This is a genomic window from Serratia sp. BW106 (genome assembly GCF_002607755.1).
Taxonomy (GTDB): Bacteria; Pseudomonadota; Gammaproteobacteria; order Enterobacterales; family Enterobacteriaceae; genus Serratia; species Serratia proteamaculans.
This window is the reverse complement of sequence record NZ_MCGS01000021.1, coordinates 256,526-276,702: the sequence shown is the minus strand read 5'-3', so window position 1 is coordinate 276,702 and position 20,177 is coordinate 256,526. Positions and strand designations below refer to the sequence as shown.

Below are 20,177 nucleotides of genomic sequence, written 5' to 3'. Positions count from 1 at the left end.
TTGAAAATCTGGCACGCACCAACGTTCGCGATCTGACCCCTTATCAGTCGGCACGCCGTCTGGGCGGCAACGGCGACGTGTGGCTAAACGCCAACGAATACCCGATTGCCCCCGAGTTCCAACTGACCGCTCAAACCTTTAACCGTTACCCGGAGTGCCAGCCGGCGCTGGTGATCGAACGCTACGCCGATTACGCCGGGGTTAAGAAGGAGCAGGTACTGGTCAGCCGCGGTGCGGACGAAGGAATCGAACTGCTGATCCGCGCATTCTGTGAGCCAGGCAAAGACGCCATCCTGTTCTGCCCGCCGACCTACGGCATGTATGCCGTCAGCGCAGAAACCTTTGGCGTGGAGCGCCGTACCGTGGCGGCCAAACAGGACTGGCAGTTGGATTTACCGGCCATCGCCGACAGCCTGGACAACGTGAAGCTGATTTACGTCTGCAGCCCCAACAACCCGACCGGCAACCTGATCGATGCCAACGATCTGCGCGCCGTGCTGGAAATGGCCAAAGGCAAGGCGATCGTCGTGGTTGACGAGGCCTATATCGAATTCTGCCCGCAGGCAAGCGTAGCTGGATGGCTGAACGACTACCCGCATCTGGCGGTGCTGCGCACCCTGTCCAAAGCCTTTGCGCTGGCCGGACTGCGCTGTGGTTTTACCCTCGGTAACGAAGAACTGATCGCCCTGCTGCTGAAGGTGATCGCCCCTTATCCGCTGTCCACCCCGGTCGCCGATATCGCCGCTCAGGCGCTCAGCACCGAAGGGATCCGCATGATGCGTCAACGGGTTACCGAGATTGCCGCCAACCGCAGTTGGTTGCAGCAGGCGCTGCAAAACTGTGCCTGCGTTGAACAGGTTTTCACCAGTGACAGCAATTACCTGCTGGCACGATTCACTGCTTCCAGTAATGTGTTTAAAACCTTATGGGATCAGGGCATTATCTTAAGAGACCAAAATAAACAACCTGGGTTGTCCGGCTGCCTGCGCATCACCATAGGCACCCGTGACGAATGCCAGCGCGTGGTTGACGCGCTGTCTGCCCTGCCCGGTGCAACCGAGACTCGCCAGGAGCCAATGTGAGCCAGAAATTCCTCTTTATTGACCGTGACGGCACGCTGATTGCTGAACCGCCGGAAGACTTCCAGGTCGATCGCCTGGATAAGCTGGCGCTGGAGCCGGACGTGATCCCTTGCCTGCTGAGTTTGCAGCAGGCGGGTTATCAACTGGTGATGATCACCAATCAGGATGGCCTCGGCACCGCCAGTTTCCCGCAGGAAACCTTCGATCCGCCGCACGACCTGATGATGCAGATCCTCAGTTCTCAGGGCATCCACTTTGAAGATATCCTGATCTGCCCGCACCTGCCGGCGGACAACTGCGACTGCCGCAAGCCGAAGACCGCACTGGTCAAAGGCTATCTGGAGCCCGGCGTGATGGATACCGTTCACAGTTACGTGATCGGCGATCGTCCGACCGATGTGCAACTGGCGGATAACATGGGCATTAAGGGGCTGCGCTATCAGCGCGACACCCTGGGCTGGAAAGAAATTACGCGCCAACTGACCCAGCGCGATCGCCATGCCCAGGTTAACCGCGTGACCAAAGAAACGCAGATCGACGTCAACGTCTGGCTGGATCGCGAAGGCGGCAGCAAGATCAAGACCGGCGTGGGCTTCTTCGATCACATGCTGGATCAGATCGCCACCCACGGCGGCTTCCGCATGGACATCAACGTGAAAGGCGATCTGTATATCGACGATCACCACACGGTGGAAGACACTGGCCTGGCACTGGGCGAAGCGCTGAACAAGGCGCTCGGCGACAAACGCGGCATCGCACGCTTCGGCTTTGTGCTGCCGATGGACGAGTGCCTGGCACGCTGCGCACTGGATATCTCCGGCCGTCCGCACCTGGAATATAAAGCAGAATTCAACTATCAACGCGTCGGCGATCTGAGCACCGAAATGGTCGAGCACTTCTTCCGTTCGCTGTCCTACACCATGGGCTGCACCCTGCACCTGAAAACCAAGGGCAAAAACGACCACCACCGTGTCGAAAGCCTGTTCAAAGTGTTTGGCCGCACGCTGCGCCAGGCGATCCGCGTTGAGGGCAACACCCTCCCGAGCTCGAAAGGAGTGCTGTGATGGACGTGGTGATTCTGGACACCGGCTGCGCCAACCTCGCCTCTGTCACCTACGCGGTGCAGCGTCTGGGCTATCAGCCGGAGGTAAGCCGTGACCCGGAGATCGTCCTGCGCGCCGACAAGCTGTTCCTGCCGGGCGTTGGCACCGCGCAGGCGGCGATGGACCAGTTGCAACAGCGTGAGCTGATTGAGCTGATCAAGGCCTGTACCCAGCCGGTGCTGGGGATTTGCCTCGGTATGCAGTTGTTGGCCAAGAGCAGTGAAGAGAACGGCGGCATCGACACGCTGGGCATTATTGATACCCCGGTAACCCAGATGACCGACTTCGGCCTGCCGTTGCCGCACATGGGCTGGAATCAGGTGTCTGCCCAGGCGGGTCATCACCTGTTCCGCGGCATCGAGGACGGTGCCTACTTCTACTTCGTTCACAGCTATGCGATGCCGATATGCCCAAGCACCATCGCCCAGGCGAACTACGGCGAGCCCTTCACCGCCGCCGTGCAAAAAGACAATTTCTTCGGCGTGCAGTTTCATCCAGAGCGATCTGGCGCGGCCGGTGCGCAACTGTTGAAAAACTTTCTGGAGATGTAGGCAGCATGATTATTCCAGCTTTGGATTTGATCGACGGCACCGTGGTGCGTTTGCATCAGGGCGATTACGGCCAGCAGCGCGACTACGGCAACGATCCGCTGCTGCGCCTGCAGGACTATCAGCAACAGGGTGCTCAGGTATTGCACCTGGTCGATCTGACCGGTGCCAAAGACCCCACCGCGCGCCAGATCCCCCTGCTGCGCAAGCTGCTGGCGGGAGTTAACGTGCCGGTCCAGGTCGGTGGCGGCATTCGCAATGAGCAAGACGTTGTTGCCCTGCTGGAGGCCGGTGCGACCCGCGTGGTGATCGGCTCCACCGCGGTAAAACAGCCGCAGTTGGTACAGGGCTGGTTCGAACGCTACGGCGCCGATGCCATGGTGCTGGCGCTGGACGTGCGCATTGATGTGGACGGCACCAAGCGTGTGGCCATCAGTGGTTGGCAAGAAAACTCGGACGCTACGCTGGAACAGGTGGTGGAGCAATTCCTGCCTTATGGCCTGAAACACGTGCTGTGCACCGACATTTCCCGTGACGGCACGCTGGCCGGTTCCAACGTGGCGCTGTATCAGGAAATCAGCCAACGCTATCCGCAGATCGCCTTCCAGGCGTCTGGCGGCATCGGCAATCTGGATGATATCGCCCAGTTGCGCGGCAGTGGCGTTGAAGGTGTGATTGTGGGGCGTGCCCTGCTGGAAGGTAAGTTTAGCGTTGAGGAGGCGATCGCATGCTGGCAAAACGGATAATCCCGTGCCTGGATGTTAAAGACGGGCAGGTAGTGAAAGGCGTGCAGTTCCGCAACCATGAGATTATCGGCGATATCGTGCCGCTGGCACAGCGCTATGCACAGGAAGGCGCAGACGAACTGGTGTTTTACGATATCACCGCGTCAAGCGATGGTCGGGTGGTAGATAAAAGCTGGGTATCGCGCGTGGCAGAGGTGATCGACATCCCCTTCTGCGTCGCCGGTGGGATTAAAAGCCCGGAAGACGCCAGCCAGATCCTCTCTTTCGGCGCCGACAAAATTTCCATCAACTCCCCGGCGCTGGCCGACCCTACGCTGATTAGCCGCCTGGCGGATCGCTTTGGCGTGCAGTGTATTGTGGTCGGCATTGATACCTGGTTCGACAGTGAAACCGGCAAATATCATGTTAACCAGTACACCGGAGACGAAAGCCGCACCCGAGTCACCCAGTGGGAAACCCTGGATTGGGTGAAAGAAGTGCAAACGCGCGGCGCCGGCGAAATTGTGCTGAACATGATGAATCAGGACGGCGTACGCAACGGTTACGATCTGGAGCAACTGCAGCGAGTGCGTGAAGTGTGCAAGGTACCATTGATCGCCTCCGGCGGCGCGGGCACCATGGAACACTTCCTGGAGGCGTTCCGCGATGCGGACGTCGATGGCGCGCTGGCCGCTTCGGTGTTCCACAAGCAAATCATTAATATCGGCGACCTGAAAAGGTTCTTGTCCGAACAAGGTGTGGAGATCCGCCTGTGTTAACAGAACAGCAAAGAAACCAGCTCGACTGGGAAAAAACTGACCACCTGCTGCCGGTGATCGTCCAGCACGCCGTCTCCGGCGAAGTGCTGATGCTCGGCTATATGAACCAGGAAGCGCTGGCCGTCACCGAACAGAGCGGCAAGGTCACCTTTTTCTCACGCACCAAACAGCGCCTGTGGACCAAGGGCGAAAGTTCTGGCCACTTCCTTAACGTGGTTAGCATCACCCCGGACTGCGACAACGACACGCTGTTGATTCTGGCCAATCCAATCGGCCCGACTTGCCACCTGGGTAACACCAGCTGCTTCCACCCGGCCAGCAGCGATTGGGGTTTTCTGTATCAGTTGGAACAACTGCTGGCGGAACGCAAGACGGCCAGCCCCGACAGCTCTTACACCGCCAGCCTGTACGCCAGTGGCACCAAGCGTATCGCACAGAAAGTCGGTGAAGAAGGCGTGGAAACCGCCCTGGCCGCCACGGTGAACGATCGCGAAGAGTTGACCAACGAAGCTTCTGATCTGATTTATCACCTGTTGGTGTTGCTGCAGGATCAGGATTTGGACTTGAGCAAAGTGATTGGCCGGCTGCGCGAACGGCACCAGAAATAACCCTGTTTTACAGGCAATAAAAAAGCCGCCGGGCGTAAACCTCGGCGGCTTTTTTTATACTTCAAACGTTGGGGTTATTCCATCCATTCGGTATGGAATACGCCTTCTTTATCGATACGTTTGTAAGTGTGAGCACCGAAGTAGTCGCGCTGCGCCTGGATCAGGTTGGCAGGCAGAACCGCTGAACGGTAGCTGTCGTAGTAGGCAATCGCCGCAGAGAAGGTCGGCGTAGGGATGCCGTTTTGCACCGCGTAGGACACCACATCACGCAGCGCCTGCTGGTATTCATCAGCAATCTGCTTGAAGTATGGCGCCAGCAACAGGTTGGCAATATCTGCGTCGTGTGCGTAAGCGTCGGTGATTTTCTGCAGGAACTGAGCGCGAATGATACAGCCGGCACGGAAGATCTTGGCGATATCGCCGTAGTGCAGATCCCAGTTGTTTTCTTTGGAAGCCGCTTTCAGCTGAGAGAAGCCCTGTGCATAGGAAACGATTTTACCCAGGTACAGTGCACGACGCACTTTCTCAATGAATTCAGCTTTGTCACCGCTCACTGGAGTCGCTTTAGGACCGGTCAGCACTTTAGACGCGGCAACACGCTGGTCTTTCAGTGAGGACAGATAACGCGCGAACACCGACTCGGTGATCAACGACAGTGGCTCGCCCAGATCCAGAGAGCTCTGGCTGGTCCATTTGCCGGTGCCTTTGTTGGCTGCTTCGTCCAGGATCACGTCAACCAGGTAGGTACCTTCTTCATCTTTCTTGGTGAAGATATCTTTGGTGATGTCGATCAGGTAGCTGTTCAGTTCGCCCTTGTTCCACTCGGCGAAGGTTTCAGCCAGCTGTTCGTTGCTCAGGTTCAGCGCCTGCTTCAACAGGGAGTAAGCTTCTGCAATCAGCTGCATGTCGCCGTACTCGATGCCGTTGTGCACCATCTTCACGTAGTGACCGGCACCATCAGCACCGATATAGGTCACGCAAGGCTCGCCTTCCGCTACCGCAGCGATTTTTTTCAGGATTGGCGCCACCAGCTCATAAGCTTCTTTCTGGCCACCAGGCATGATTGAAGGGCCTTTCAATGCGCCCTCTTCACCACCGGAAACGCCAGTGCCGATGAAGTTGAAACCTTGGTCAGACAGTTCGCGGTTACGACGGATGGTGTCCTGATAGTAGGTGTTACCACCGTCGATCAGAATGTCACCTTTATCCAGATGCGGAGTCAGGGAAGCAATGGTCTTGTCAGTCGCTTCGCCCGCTTTCACCATCAGCAAAATGCGGCGTGGTTTTTCCAGAGATTCAACAAACTCTTCAACGGTGTAGTGCGGCACCAGGTTTTTACCCGGATTCTCTGCAATAACTTCGTCGGTTTTGTCGCCTGAACGGTTAAAGATCGAAACGGTGTAACCACGGCTTTCGATGTTCAGTGCCAGATTGCGGCCCATTACCGCCATGCCGACAACGCCGATTTGTTGCTTGGACATTGAGGAACTCCTGTCTGAGGATGACCCTGTTAACAACTTTAGCCAACAGGTTTTGTGATGTGGCACACATGTTAACTCAGGATTGAACCGCGTGGGTAGTGATTGGTGCGATAGGTCACACTTTTGCACTTCCTTAGACATCAGTAACCCATAATGTGATTATTTTACAATCACTTATTTATCAGTTGCTGATAAAGTTCAATATAGCTTTCCGCCATGCGTTTTGAGGTGAACAGCGCCTGGAAACGTTTGGCCGCATTATCGCCATATCGCTGAGCCAGCTCCGGATCTTGCCACAGTGTTGTCATCGCCGCTCGCAGCGCGTACGGATCGGACGGTGGCACGACGAGGCCGGTTTCCTGATCAATATTGATGTAAGTCGTTCCCGTACCAATTTCGCTAGATATCAGTGCCTTACCATACATAGCACCTTCGAGTAGCGTAATGCCAAAGGCTTCAGAACGCAGATGAGATGGGAACACCACGCTGTAGCAGAGCTCTAACAACGCGGCCTTATCTTCATCTGGCAAAGCCCCGAGGAAATGAATGTTTTTCAACCCCAAATCCTGCGCCTGCTGTTTAAGTTCGGCTTCGATTGGGCCGGCACCAATAATGACCAAAGGAAAATCGGTGTGCTGAATCGCCTCCAGTAAAATATGCAGACCTTTGTAATAACGAAATGCCCCGACAAACAGGAAGAAGCGATCGCCAACTTGTTGGCGCCAGCGGTCCAAATGGGCCTCATCAGCAACCGGATAAGACTTTTTATCCAGCCCATAAGGAATGACTTTCACCTTAGGCAGATATTTTTGCAGTACCGGGCTGGTTTCCACGTAGTTAGGCGAAGCCGCAACGATACAGTCGACTGAACTCAAAAACTGGTTCATCAGCGGCGTGTACATTTTCAGCGCCAGCTTTTGCTTAACAATATCTGAGTGGTAACTAACTACCGTAGGCTTTTTAACACCGGCAATAAAGTGCACCAAATCCATAAATGGATACGGGAAATGATAATGAATGATGTCTGCCTGCGCTGCCAGTGCCTTAAATTTGCTTATTGCACTCACCGAAAAAGGTGTGGATGCAACTTCAAAGTTGGTAGCTGCGTAGTACGCTGTGTGCATACCTACACGTTCATTATCAATGTCACCTCGGGTGCTCAATGACAATGTTGTCGACTCAATCTGGTGACATGCGCCGGCTTCACTTAATTGAAAAATGACCTGCTCTATGCCACCAAAGGAATCTGGGTAGTATGTCTTATAAAAATGCAGAACTTTCAACATGAAAAATATCAAACCTGCTGGTAAGCGAGAATGGTTTCTTGCGCACAACGTTGCCAAGAAAAATGTTTTGCTCGATTTAAACCCTTTATCCTGGCTTCTTCGCGCCAGATCTCATCTTCAATGCTTTTTCGAAACAGCTCAGTGAGCGTTTCAACATCCTTCGCCGCACACATCAAGGCACTATCGCCGACCACTTCGGGTAGTGAGGCGCTGTCTGAGCATACAACAGGGACTCCGGACGCCATTGCTTCCAGCACCGGTAGCCCGAACCCTTCATATAGCGATGGGAATAGGAAACTGCGGGCTCCGGCGAACAGGAAAGGTAAATCGGCTGATTTGGTGTATCCAAGATAACGCAGCCATCCAGCCTTCTCACCACGCTCAAAACGTTGATGTAATTCTTCGCTGCTCCACCCCTTAAACCCGCTGATAACCAACGGGACATCCAGACGCAAAGCAAGGGGCAAGCGTTCGTAGGCATCCAGAAGCGTTGCTATATTTTTACGCGGTTCGATAGAGCCAGTGAATAAACAGTACTGATTTGTTTTTAAACCGAGAGGAGCTAAAACACGCGAGATCTCTTCGGATTCACGTGGATAAAACTCCCCGCCGCTGGCCAACTGAGCCGCATAAACCCGGTTCAGGGGAAGACCGAAGTATTCGGCTAACTCAAGGCGTGTAAATTCAGAGTCCGTGATTAAAATCTTTGCTCGCTTAATCGTCAGCAACAATTCTTTTTGCATAAAGCGAACACGTTCTGGCGGATGGCATTGCGGTAAGGTGAAAACCGAATTGTCGTGGAATGTCACCACGCAGCGCTCAACATTAGGCGGCAAATAAAAATTTGGACCGTGGTATATCGCATCAGGGTGTTTTCTTAGCACATGTGTTTTTAACCACGGCGCGGTCAAGCGATAAAGTTCAGAGGCCACACGGCTTTTTTGTACCTGGCGACGTAACCCCTGAGTTGAAGAGACGGTTTCTCTTGCCGTGGGGATCTGCTGGCTTAGGTGCCGCCCTTGAAGAAATAAAAGCTCAGATATCTCTGAGCTTTCTTTCAAACAGTTGGCTAACTCATAGGTATATCGACCAATCCCGGTTAAAGGGTATTTAATCGGGTCAGTACCCAGTATAACTTTCATTCTCAGTTTTCCAACATCCAGCGCAACGTCTCCTCCAGAGGTGGTGTATCCCACTCACCGATGACGGTTCGCAATTTTGATGCATCCCCACACAGGCTTTTAACTTCGTTCGGACGAACAAAAGCAGGATTCACACGAATCTCCAAAGTGTGGCCAGAGATCTTTTCACACAGCGCGACAGCTTCACGCAAAGAGTAGGTTCTGCCAGAGCAAACGTTGATAGTTTCTCCAACAGGCTTAGCCTGGAGTAAAGCCACATAGGCTTTGCTTAAAGCACGGACATCGGTGAAATCACGCCAAACATCGATATTCCCCAATTCGATGATTGCAGCACCCTCTTTATAGTGCTTAACAATTTTCGGTAGCAAGAAATTATCAGCCTGACCGACACCGGTATAATTAAAGGGCCTGGTAATCAATATCGGTAATTTATCTACCCATAACTTAGCCATATATTCCATAGCCAATTTACTGACCGCATAGTCATTTGCCGGATTTGCCAGCATGCTTTCGTCCAGTTTGCCTTCAACGCTGTTACCATAAATATTGGCGCTACTGGCAATCAAAACGGCATCCAGCGGTCTAGCACAGTCATAAAGCGCCTGCAGCAAATTGCGAGTGCCTATAACGTTGACGTTATAAAATGCGCTTACATCACCGTGTCCAACAAAGGCAATAGCAGCCAGATGAACCACAACATCAGGTTTAATCTGTGCGATAACCTCCGCCAGCTCATCCGCATTCAACAGATTAACCTGTCGGTAATCCTCTTGAGTTGAGGGCAATGACCCCAATCCAAACACCCGATATCCGGCAGCGGATAACTCCGCTGCCACATAGCGCCCGGTAAACCCATTAATGCCCGTGATCAAGGCACGTTTGCCGGCGCCAAACATCAGAATGAGAACCCGTTCTGATTACGACGAATGTCTTGTTCAACCATCATCTGGCATAACTGTTCCAGCGTGGTTTTTGGTTCCCAACCTAAAATTTCTTTAGCACGTTCAGGGTTGCCAATCAGTAGCTCAACCTCAGAAGGACGGTAGAATTTCGGGTTAACGCGAACCAGTGTTTTGCCTGTCGCAACATCGATACCCACTTCCTGCTCTTCCTTACCTTCAAAGCGCAGAGTAAAGCCCGCAGCCTTAAAGGCCATGGAGACGAAGTCACGTACGGTTTCGGTACGGTTGGTTGCCAGCACGAAGGTATCCGGTTGCTCGGCTTGAAGCATCCGCCACATCCCTTCCACATATTCCTTGGCAAAACCCCAGTCACGTTTCGCGTCCATGTTACCCAGCTCAAGCACATCCAGTTGGCCCAATTTGATTTTGGCAACCGAGTCAGTAATTTTACGAGTAACAAACTCACGGCCACGCAGAGGCGACTCGTGGTTGAACAAAATACCGCTGGAAGCAAAAATGCCGTAGCTTTCGCGATAGTTAATCGTCATCCAGTGGGCATACAACTTTGCTACGCCGTAAGGGCTACGTGGGTAGAATGGAGTATCTTCTTTTTGCGGTACCGCTTGTACCAAACCAAACATTTCAGACGTTGATGCCTGATAGAAACGAATTTTCGGATTAACAATACGAATCGCTTCCAGCAGGTTTACCGGCCCAAGGCCAGTGATCTCAGCAGTGGTAATTGGCTGCTCGAAAGAAACGCCAACAAAACTCTGCGCTGCCAGATTGTACACTTCAGTGGTGCCGGTTTGCTGCAGCAGACGAATGCTGGCGGAAAGATCGGTCAAATCGTATTCAACCAAATTCAGATTTGGGTGCTTATCAATACCCAATTCTTCAATACGCCAGAAATTGACAGAACTTGTACGACGATAGGTTCCATGAACCACATAGCCTTTTTCTAACAGCAGTTCTGCAAGATAAGCGCCGTCTTGGCCAGTGATGCCAGTAATTACTGCAATCTTAGTCATCAAAATTTTCCTTCAGAAAAATCACAAACACGATACCAATTATTATCAATAAAACACGTTAAAAATTGCTCTGAGCTCTCTTTCCAGGTGAGACAGCTCATTTTTTCGGAACGAGGATGCTCCCCAACTTCCCATAAAGAGATCCACCGTTTGATTTCATTCGATTGAATCTCGGCATCAGTACCAGAAAAATAAAATGCATTATCTTCTGCAACCTCTCTGAATACGGGAATGTCTCTAGCAATAATAGAGAGGTTATGTCTAGCAGCCTCAATTAAAGGCAGGCCAAAACCTTCTGCCTCCGATGCTGCAATCAAACAGTTTGACACCTGGTAAATTTCCTCCAGATACTCATCAGATATACCATTGAACCAGTATAGATTTTTGTTCAAACGTTCATGCTGGCAAATCGTATCCGTAAGCTCATCAGATAACCACCCCTTCTTACCAACAATTAACAAATTAACATCATAACCAGATCGCCATAATAGCTCAAACGACTTGAGCATTTGCATATGACCTTTTCGTGGTTCTAATGTACCGACCATAATAAAATTCAACCGTGGCTTTAACTCAGAAATAACGGAGTCAGCATTATCAGGCCGTCCTATTGTCGGTGAACTATTACTAATATCCGCTCCTAAATGGAAATACCCGACGTTTAATTTCGTATAACGATCAGGTTTATTTTTAGCCAGCCATGAAAGATACTCGTCAGCCACAGCTTTGGAAATACAAATCACACCATCGGCATAACTTGTTGACTTCGCCCAACCAATAAACTCATTAGATAACTCGGCAACAAATGCTTCCGGTTTCAAAATTGGAATTAGATCATAAATGACATAATGTATCTCAACACCCATAGCTCTTAAATGTGCGTTAATCATCCTATGGGATATTGCTAGTGCAGGGTGCAGATCCAAAAAAAGTATCTTATCGCCTCGGTAAAAATCTATAATTTCATCATTTTCGGTGCAACTAAAAATATTATCTTCTACCCTAGCTCGCCAAAAATTCAAATGATTAGCATACGAATAGATAAATTCAATGTTATCAAAGCGCTTAGTGAGCTCATTAGACAATGCTCTAACGACTCTCTGAATTCCAGTTTTAAAATCGTTATGAACCATTGAACTGATGTCTATATAGATCATCGGCTCACGATCACAAGGAGGGAAGTTTTCACAAAGCAACTTCGCAATTTTATTCATTTCATTCTTTGCGAATGAAAATTTTGATTTGTTTATAGTTTCAACAACCAAGTCTAACGAAGACGTCTTTGACTTTATCGTATCTTCCAATGGAATAGAATTGAATACCGCGATTAATTTTTTCGCACTATTCTCCCAACTAAACATTTCGACACGTTTAACCGCATGTAGTTTAAACGAACTTCGGAAATCATTATTATTCAATGCATAAACGACTTTCTTTGAAATAGAGTCTGGATCTAATGCTATAAAGAAGGCATCAATATCTTGGCCTATGACTTCACGCATGACAGGAATATCACTAGCAATGACCACTGCCCCTGCAGCCATTGCTTCTAATGGAGGTATACCAAACCCCTCTTGATAAGAAGGGAAAACAAAAAGTGCACATGCGCTATATAAAGCAACTAACTCCTGATCAGAAACATAATCCGTAAATATTACTCGATCTACTATGCCTAACGCTTCTAATGTTGATTTAATATTACCAATTGAACTAGGTATTTTCCCTGCAATGACCAGTAAATAGTCATCTCTCACTCCACCAGGAAGACGCGCATAAGCCTTATACAGATTGTCAAGGTTTTTATGCGGATTCATACCGCCCGTATAGAGCAAGAATTTTTGTGGTATATTAAATCGGCGTAATAATGGCAGTTGTTGCTCATCCGAGATTGAAGTGAAAGTTCCAGCATCGATCCCATTTGGGACAACCTGAATATTATCAATTTTTAACTGCCTTACAATATCCGATTTTGATGATTCAGAGACAGTGATAACTTGTTGAGACATAGAGAGATATTTTATCTTCTCTAGATACCATGGCCGAATGGGATTATCTTTATCTAAATATTCATTTTCATAAATTAGCGGTATCACATCATGTAGAGTAGAGATATAAGAAACTGGCTCGGCCCCAAATAAGCGTCCAATTGATACAACGGAGGAATCATCCCAGCCTTCTTGTAAATTCGGAAGAAAAACAAGGTCAGCAGCGATATCTCTAATCAAGGCTTCACGAATAACTTCAGAAACAAACACTTCTTTTTCATCACCACAAAAGTATGAAGCATTGCTAAACTGATTCCATGTATAAATATTATTGGCCGGTAGTAAGTTTTCGAAGCGTGATTTCACATCATCGACAAAGCCTAAAGCACCGTTTAACATGATGATATATTCATTATTATTATCTAAACGAATAACTTCCTTTACCAGTTCCAAACAGTATCGCCCAACACCACGATATTTAGATGATGATTGGCAAGCTTGCATATCTATTAATATTCTCATAACTCACATTCTTATTTATTTAGTTTGGCAAGAATACTTTTACCATAATTAGATAACTTAACATTTAGTAGATCGTCGTTAATTATAGATGAACTGTTGATACTAGCAGGTGTGATCCTAAGTCTCTGGTAGAGAGCACGAAGTTTATCATACATTTTTATCTTTCGTAAAAATGCCAATAAGTTAGAACGAAGCTTGGGATTTTCACTAAGGAAATCAATTATATTCTTTAGACATTGCCTTAACAAAAGCTTACTTAGTGAATATTTATCACTATTTTTTAGAAAGGCTTTCTGCAATATACGACTACAAAAACGTAATGGTGCCGTAATGCGCCAAGAGCTACTTGCATAAACCAATTGCAACATTTTCCGTTCTTGCTCTAACTCCAACTCACAATTAATAATTCGCTCTTTTAATATCTTAACTTCACTTTCAAAACCAGATGAAACATCATACTTTAGAGCATCTATTTTCATGCTAATAGTATCTATTGCTCTGAAACGTTCGTTTAACTGAGCACTAAATTTTCCGGCAAGTGTATCTAACGACATTCCATATTCGGCAGAAAATACGTCAATGAACTCATTGAGAAACTCTTCATCCGCCTGTTTTTGGGCAATAACACTGTAGTCTGGACTGACTTCTTTAAAAACATCAATAAGCTCAATGTTATCTTTATTTTCTATACATTTATCCTCTTGCAAACGCAAGACTTTCGTTTTTGCAAAACCAAAATATATAGTCAGAAAACTAAGTAACTGACTAGGTATAGGCTTGTCATGTGTAGGGTCAAGATGAAAATTATTTGTCGAAACAATAATATTTTCTGGATTAGGCGTCTCCATGATTAATAGCCCGCCAGGAACTAAGACACGAAGTGATTCTTCAACCAGTTTTTTGACGCTATCGAAACCAATATGCTCGACTAAGTGAAATGATGACACAACAGCAACTGAATTATCAGGTAACTCGCCTAAGATATCTAAAGCACCTTTCTTTTCGGTGATTAAACCATTCTCGCGGCAATAATTCAGCATCCCCTCATCGAGGTCGACACCTTTTCCATCAAAACCCAATTCTTTGACGACTTCCAGCCATTCTCCTCGCCCACATCCCAGGTCGATTACTTTAGCTTGTGGGTATAAATTTAATAGTTTAGAGATAAAAGGAATGTAAACTTGTAAACGTGATTTTATAAGCTCTCTTGAGCCGCGGTACTTATTTTCAAAAGCACTATAAAAACTATCTTTCATAACTAACCTCCACCGACGTCGGTAGCCACGACACACCGACAGAGACAGGTTTATCACTATTTAACACATTAAAGACTAAAGCAAGATCACGCCATTCGTAGTTATTATTGACATGTGTATCGCGATCATGAAGAGCTACAGCAACAGAGTAAGTCCCCTCGCCAATATTCATTGGGAAATCAAAACCAAACAAAACCTCTTGCCCTATGTTTAAATTTGATAGCGTATTACCAAGATGATAGGTATTCGTCCCAAAAACAGCTTGCCCTAAACGGTCCTTTATCATATAACCGAGCACTAACTCAGGTATATATTTCTCTATTTTCACTTTCACTTTCAACTTAACTGGCTCACCAATACTCACTATCTCAGTTCTCTTCCCTGAACTATTATGTAGCGAAATATCAATGACTCTGGCATCACCACTACCCGAAACAGTTTTTATCTTTCCGTCTTGACTTTTTTCTTGTCGTAACGTGTTAACACTAGCTTTCTCAGCAAGTAAAGCATTATAACAATCCATAATGGCTTCAGGCTGACCTTCCATCTCAATCTTGCCCGCATTTAGCAATATTGCACGATCGCAGATGGATTGAATTGCTGCCTTGTCATGAGAAACCAGTAGCAATGTAGTACCCTCTAAGCGATACTTCCTTATGCGATCAAAACTTTTATGTTGAAAATAGGCATCTCCAACCGATAATGCTTCATCTACAATCAAGATATCTGGTCTGACGGCTGTAGCAACACTAAACGCTAATCGCATTTGCATACCACTGGAGTAGACTCGGACAGGTTGATCTATATATTCTCCGATCTCTGCAAAATCTTCAATGTCAGGCATTAGTCGTTCGATATCAGCAGTAGTAAGCCCTAATAATTGACCTGACATATAAACATTTTGCCTACCTGTGAAATCAGGATGGAATCCCATTCCCAACTCTAACAATGCTGCGACACGCCCAGTCAAAGAAACACTGCCAATTGTTGGTTGAATCGTACCAGTAATCAATTTTAGTAGAGTGCTTTTACCTGCACCATTAATTCCGATAATCCCTACTGCCTCACCAGGATTTACTTTAAAACTAATATCTTTAAGAACCCATATTTTTGAGTGTTTAGTAGTATTAAATGGAGATACCCACTCAATCAACCGACCAAAGCGTGAACTATATTTTTTGTATGCTTTCCCGACGTTATTTACCAGAATATGTCCCATTATAGTTCGTCCACCATATCTGCAGCATGCTTTTTAAATAAAAAGACACCAAGTAAACAGAGTAATAACGCGGCAATACCAACGGGGAAAACATCTATCCAATTCACCTTAGCTTGATGTATTATAATCTTTTGATAATTGTCAACCAGCGTAGCCATTGGGTTATATTTCAAAATACCTTGAGCCCATAGTGGTAGCGTACTCATCACATAAACAATAGGTGTAAACCAAAACCAGAACTGGAGCAACACACCAACAAATTGACCTACATCGCGGAAGAAAACATTAATAACACCAAGGCTAATGCCTAATCCAACAGCAAACGCAACCTCTATGATAATCAACGGAAATATTTCAATAATTGAGTAAAGATGAAAATTACCACTTATCATAAGGAAAATAATAAAAATAGCGAAAATTATTACAAAATTCAAAATCGCCGATAGCGTGACAATTATTGGCAAGCAAATTCGTGGGAAATTTAGTTTTTTTATTAACCCAGCACTTTCAATGAATATATTCTGCCCTCGACCCACAATCTCCGCAAACAACCCCCAGGTAATAATCCCCACACATAAATAAATACTGTATGCATATGCTCCTCCCTCACCTGGGAGCCTCGCTTTCATGACTTGGGAAAATACCAAGGTATAAACCAGAATCATTGATAGTGGCTGTAAAATTAACCAGGTAGCGCCCAACATACTAGTTTTGTAACGCGCTTGAAACTCACGCTTTACACTACCGAAAATGAAACCACGATATCTATAGATGGCTAATAACATCTCTTTCATTGTTATTCCCCACCTAGTAATTTAAGAATTTCTTGTGTCTTTATTTGCATCAACTCGACATCACCTTTCGACTCTACGTTCAAACGAACTACCGGTTCAGTATTTGACGTACGTAAGTTGAATCGCCAGTCAGAATATTCAATACTGATCCCGTCGGTCAGATCAACCCTTAAGGCCTCAGGTTCATAGATAGCCCTAATGTTTTTTATTTTCTGAGTTGCATCCGCCAGTTTACGGTTAATCTCACCTGACGCCGGGTAAGCCTGTATCCGAGCCTCAACCAGTTGGCTCAATGCTTTACCTTTCGCGGAAAGCAAGCTCGCCACAAGCAGCCATGGGATCATACCACTGTCACAATAGGAGAAATCGCGGAAATAATGGTGGGCACTCATTTCGCCGCCATAAATGGCATCTTCTTTACGCATCCGTTCTTTAATGAACGCATGACCGGTTTTGGACATTACCGGGATGCCACCAGCCTGGGTAACAATATCGATGGTATTCCAAGACAGCCGTGGGTCGTGGATAATTTTTGAGCCTGGGTTGGTTTGCAAGAATGCTTCGGCCAGCAGCCCGACAATATAATAGCCTTCGATAAAATTGGCTTTCTCATCAAACAGGAAACAACGGTCAAAGTCCCCATCGAAAGCAATCCCCATATCGGCCTGATGCTCGAGCACAGCTTTTGCCGTATCAGCGCGGCATTCAGGTAATAATGGATTGGGGATACCATTCGGGAAGTTTCCATCTGGTTGATGGTGCACTTTTACAAAGGATACAGGAATGTTTTCGAGTTTAAAACGGCGCTCAATTTCATCAATAACGTGCCCTGCCGCGCCATTACCAGAGTTAATGACCAGCTTCATCGGTTTCAATGTCGCAGTGTCAATGTAACCCAGCAGGTGATCAACATACTCGTTCAGGACTGATATTTTCTGATAGCTGCCGCGTTCGTTTTCCACAACAGAAGGGAATGAGTTTTCTTCAGCCAGTTGTTTAATTGCCAACAGACCGGTATCCCCACTCACGGGTTGTGCATTTGCACGAACTAGTTTCATACCATTGTAGTTCATGGGATTATGACTGGCGGTCACTTCGATACCTCCGTCCATACCCAGATGAAAAGTGGCAAAATAGACTTCTTCTGTTCCACTCATGCCAATGTCATAGACATCCGCACCAGCATCCTGCAACCCATTAGCCAGCGCCAATTTGAGGGCTTCGCTGGTCAAGCGTACGTCACCGCCGACAATAACACGCTGCGGTTTAAGGTATTCACCATAAGCCCGGCCAATGCGGTAGGCAATATCTTCGTTCAACTCTTCACCAAGTTGACCGCGAATATCATATGCTTTAAAACAGGTTAAGCTACTCATTAAAACCTCAGAAATTTAGCAACGACCGTAATGATCTTTAATGCGGATAATGTCATCATCACCTAAATAAGAACCGGCTTGTACCTCAATCAGCTCCAACGGAATATTCCCTGGGTTCTCTAAACGGTGAACGACACCGATAGGAATAAATGTGGACTGATTCTCAGTCAGCAGGAAAGTTTTATCTCCGGTTGTCACTTTTGCCGTACCAGCAAGCACCACCCAATGCTCTGTGCGGTGATGGTGCATCTGCAAAGAAAACGCTTCGCCTGGGTTTACGGTAATGCGGTTCACATTAAAGCGTTTTTCATCCACCAGAATGTCGCAAATACCCCATGGGCGGTAAACCTCACGGTGTCTTCTGTATTCGGTGCGCTTATGTTTTTTCAGATGCTCAACAACTTTTTTGACATCCTGAACTTTCGATTTATCAACCACCAATACGGCGTCTTTGGTGTTAACAATCACCAGATTATCGACACCGACGGCAGCAACCAATTTTTCATCGGTATTGATATAACAATCATGGGTGTTATGCAGGAAAGTATCCCCGGTTAACGCATTGCCCGCCCCATCCTTTTGGCTGACTTCCCATAATGCAGACCACGAACCTACATCACTCCAGCCGGCATCCAGCGGAATCATAACGGCATCAAGGGTCTTTTCCATCACTGCATAGTCGACTGACTCATCTGGGCAATTGGAAAACGCATCACGATTAACGTTGATAAAGTTCTTGTCGCATTCAGTATCATTCAGGGAGAGACGGCAGGCATCCAGAATATCTGGACAAAACTTCTCCAACTCCTCCAGGTAACGTTTGGCGCGGAACATAAACATGCCGCTATTCCAGAAGTATTCGCCTGAGTCCACATAATTCTGTGCCGTCGCAAGGTCAGGTTTCTCAACAAAACGTTTTACGCTGGATGCCGGTGAATTTTCACCAGAACGCTCACCACGCTGGATATAACCATAGCCTGTTTCCGGCGCGGTTGGCACAATACCAAAGGTAACAAGACTTTGATCAGCAGCATAAGGCATTGCCGCTTCAATCGCGCTATGGAAGGTTCCGACGTCTTTTATGATATGGTCAGCTGCCAACACCAGCATGATAGGGTCATGTCCCTGAGCAACGGCATTCAAAGCCGCCAGGGCGATAGCCGGTGCAGTATTGCGGCCAATCGGCTCCAGAATGATGTTATGAGACAACATGTCAATTTGACGTAGTTGTTCAGCCACCATAAAGCGGTGATCTTCGTTACAGATTACGACAGGTTCACTAACCTCGATCCCATCAAGGCGTTTTAACGTTTCCTGCAACATCGAATGCAGGCTATGCAGACGCAAAAACTGTTTAGGATGAAGTTCGCGGGACATCGGCCAGAGACGGCTACCTGTGCCGCCTGCCATAATTACTGGTAGTAACATTTTTTATCCTTTATAACACTTAGCTATATAATAGCCCCATAAATGCAATAACTTAAGCATACAAAACAGGTTAAGTTGCCGCACTTTCTACGTCTTCCATACCGTTGGCTGAGTGCCGTCAGGGTGCCCCCGTCACAAATAATGCAGTTGCAACACTTGCAAATGAGAACAATTCATCCTGTTATTCAAGAGCATTTAGCTCTCCAGCTGCTAACAAAAAATACGCTACCGCCCTTGGCTCAACAGCTACCAATAGACTGATATTAAGGCAAGTTTTATACGCTCTATCACATAATGACAGTGGGACAACTACCAGCATGGCTCTATATGTCATACCGTTGTCATCCTGATAGGATAGACAGGATAGCAGCGCAATATTTTTGTTGCGTATGCTATCACCTTACCTATCAAAACACCTGTAGATTATCCGTTCTTTCAGCCTTATCTGAAAATGAACGCTCATTAAACCGGCAGAATAAAATTCATGTCAACAAGTTCCATACCTATCAAACAGTTAGTTTACTTATAATTACAGGCGGGTTCACAAATCAGGATATATCTTAGGACGATGACCACGCTCTGCACCAAGCGGACCGTGGTCATGTGAGGGGAAGAGTCAATTAGACTAAAAAAGAACTACTTAGCGTATCCTTGTGGATTATTCCTTTGCCAATTCCAGGTATCGCGCATCATTTCATCGATACCACGCCGCACTTCCCAACCCAGCTCCTTACGAGCAAGGTTCGCATCAGCCCAGAAAGCTGGTAGATCTCCATCACGGCGCGGCAAAATCTGATACGGTATTTTTACACCGGATGCTTTTTCAAAAGCTTGTACCATTGCCAATACCGAATGCCCTACCCCAGCTCCCAGATTGTATGCTTTGAAACCCTCTATTTTCTTCAGATGA

Annotated in this window: 17 protein-coding genes and 1 pseudogene; 6 read left to right on the top strand and 12 right to left on the bottom strand. The window is 47.4% G+C overall.

All coding sequences use genetic code 11. The features are described from left to right. Positions 1 to 8 precede the first annotated feature (8 nt). From hisC to hisIE, 6 genes are read left to right on the top strand one after another with little or no spacing between them, the layout of a single operon-like run. Positions 9 to 1,082, top strand: coding sequence for a histidinol-phosphate transaminase (gene hisC / locus BEI65_RS15865; RefSeq protein ID WP_099064195.1), 1,074 nt, complete (start codon positions 9 to 11; stop codon positions 1,080 to 1,082). Next, complete coding sequence (gene hisB, locus BEI65_RS15860) at positions 1,079 to 2,146, top strand: bifunctional histidinol-phosphatase/imidazoleglycerol-phosphate dehydratase HisB (RefSeq protein ID WP_099064155.1); 1,068 nt, start codon at positions 1,079 to 1,081, stop codon at positions 2,144 to 2,146. Before hisC ends, hisB begins: the two co-directional genes overlap by 4 nt. Next, a complete protein-coding gene (gene hisH / locus BEI65_RS15855; protein ID WP_099064154.1) occupies positions 2,146 to 2,736 on the top strand; it encodes an imidazole glycerol phosphate synthase subunit HisH in 591 nt (196 codons plus the stop codon). Before hisB ends, hisH begins: the two co-directional genes overlap by 1 nt. Before the next feature lie 5 nt (positions 2,737 to 2,741). Beyond that, the gene (gene hisA, locus BEI65_RS15850) at positions 2,742 to 3,479 is read left to right on the top strand and encodes a 1-(5-phosphoribosyl)-5-[(5-phosphoribosylamino)methylideneamino]imidazole-4-carboxamide isomerase (RefSeq protein ID WP_099064153.1); all 738 of its coding nucleotides are present in this window, start codon (positions 2,742 to 2,744) and stop codon (positions 3,477 to 3,479) included. Next, entirely contained in the window at positions 3,461 to 4,237 is a 777-nt protein-coding gene (hisF, locus tag BEI65_RS15845) for an imidazole glycerol phosphate synthase subunit HisF (RefSeq protein WP_085115985.1), read from the top strand. The genes hisA and hisF overlap by 19 nt, the downstream gene beginning before the upstream one ends. After that, positions 4,231 to 4,845, top strand: coding sequence for a bifunctional phosphoribosyl-AMP cyclohydrolase/phosphoribosyl-ATP diphosphatase HisIE (hisIE, locus tag BEI65_RS15840; protein ID WP_099064152.1), 615 nt, complete (start codon positions 4,231 to 4,233; stop codon positions 4,843 to 4,845). The genes hisF and hisIE overlap by 7 nt, the downstream gene beginning before the upstream one ends. Before the next feature lie 74 nt (positions 4,846 to 4,919). Here hisIE and gndA read toward each other — a convergent pair whose 3' ends face one another. The 12 genes and pseudogenes from gndA to BEI65_RS27175 form a co-directional block, all read right to left on the bottom strand. After that, entirely contained in the window at positions 4,920 to 6,326 is a 1,407-nt protein-coding gene (gene gndA, locus BEI65_RS15835) for an NADP-dependent phosphogluconate dehydrogenase (protein WP_085115982.1), read from the bottom strand. Between the two features lie 170 nt (positions 6,327 to 6,496). After that, entirely contained in the window at positions 6,497 to 7,612 is a 1,116-nt protein-coding gene (locus BEI65_RS15830; protein WP_099064151.1) for a glycosyltransferase family 4 protein, read from the bottom strand. An 8-nt stretch (positions 7,613 to 7,620) separates the two neighbouring features. Continuing rightward, positions 7,621 to 8,754 carry a glycosyltransferase family 1 protein gene (locus BEI65_RS15825; RefSeq protein ID WP_099064150.1) on the bottom strand — a complete coding sequence of 378 codons (1,134 nt, stop codon included), beginning with the start codon at positions 8,752 to 8,754 and terminating at the stop codon, positions 7,621 to 7,623. Between the two features lie 2 nt (positions 8,755 to 8,756). Then, a complete protein-coding gene (locus BEI65_RS15820; RefSeq protein ID WP_099064149.1) occupies positions 8,757 to 9,650 on the bottom strand; it encodes an NAD-dependent epimerase/dehydratase family protein in 894 nt (297 codons plus the stop codon). Then, complete coding sequence (gene gmd / locus BEI65_RS15815) at positions 9,650 to 10,687, bottom strand: GDP-mannose 4,6-dehydratase (RefSeq protein WP_099064148.1); 1,038 nt, start codon at positions 10,685 to 10,687, stop codon at positions 9,650 to 9,652. The genes BEI65_RS15820 and gmd overlap by 1 nt, the downstream gene beginning before the upstream one ends. Then, positions 10,687 to 13,194 (bottom strand): glycosyltransferase family 1 protein, encoded by a 2,508-nt coding sequence (locus BEI65_RS15810; protein ID WP_099064147.1) that lies wholly within the window; start codon positions 13,192 to 13,194, stop codon positions 10,687 to 10,689. The genes gmd and BEI65_RS15810 overlap by 1 nt, the downstream gene beginning before the upstream one ends. Positions 13,195 to 13,205: 11 nt before the next feature. Beyond that, positions 13,206 to 14,450, bottom strand: coding sequence for a bifunctional 2-polyprenyl-6-hydroxyphenol methylase/3-demethylubiquinol 3-O-methyltransferase UbiG (locus tag BEI65_RS15805; RefSeq protein WP_099064146.1), 1,245 nt, complete (start codon positions 14,448 to 14,450; stop codon positions 13,206 to 13,208). Beyond that, positions 14,440 to 15,669 (bottom strand): ABC transporter ATP-binding protein, encoded by a 1,230-nt coding sequence (locus BEI65_RS15800; protein ID WP_099064145.1) that lies wholly within the window; start codon positions 15,667 to 15,669, stop codon positions 14,440 to 14,442. Before BEI65_RS15800 ends, BEI65_RS15805 begins: the two co-directional genes overlap by 11 nt. Continuing rightward, a complete protein-coding gene (locus BEI65_RS15795; protein WP_198404454.1) occupies positions 15,669 to 16,463 on the bottom strand; it encodes an ABC transporter permease in 795 nt (264 codons plus the stop codon). The genes BEI65_RS15800 and BEI65_RS15795 overlap by 1 nt, the downstream gene beginning before the upstream one ends. 2 nt (positions 16,464 to 16,465) lie before the next feature. Then, positions 16,466 to 17,839, bottom strand: coding sequence for a phosphomannomutase CpsG (gene cpsG, locus BEI65_RS15790; protein ID WP_099064144.1), 1,374 nt, complete (start codon positions 17,837 to 17,839; stop codon positions 16,466 to 16,468). 15 nt (positions 17,840 to 17,854) lie between these two features. Then, the gene (locus BEI65_RS15785) at positions 17,855 to 19,267 is read right to left on the bottom strand and encodes a mannose-1-phosphate guanylyltransferase/mannose-6-phosphate isomerase (protein WP_099064143.1); all 1,413 of its coding nucleotides are present in this window, start codon (positions 19,265 to 19,267) and stop codon (positions 17,855 to 17,857) included. A 636-nt stretch (positions 19,268 to 19,903) separates the two neighbouring features. Continuing rightward, positions 19,904 to 20,177, bottom strand: a pseudogene (locus tag BEI65_RS27175) (UDP-glucose 4-epimerase); the annotation flags it as partial.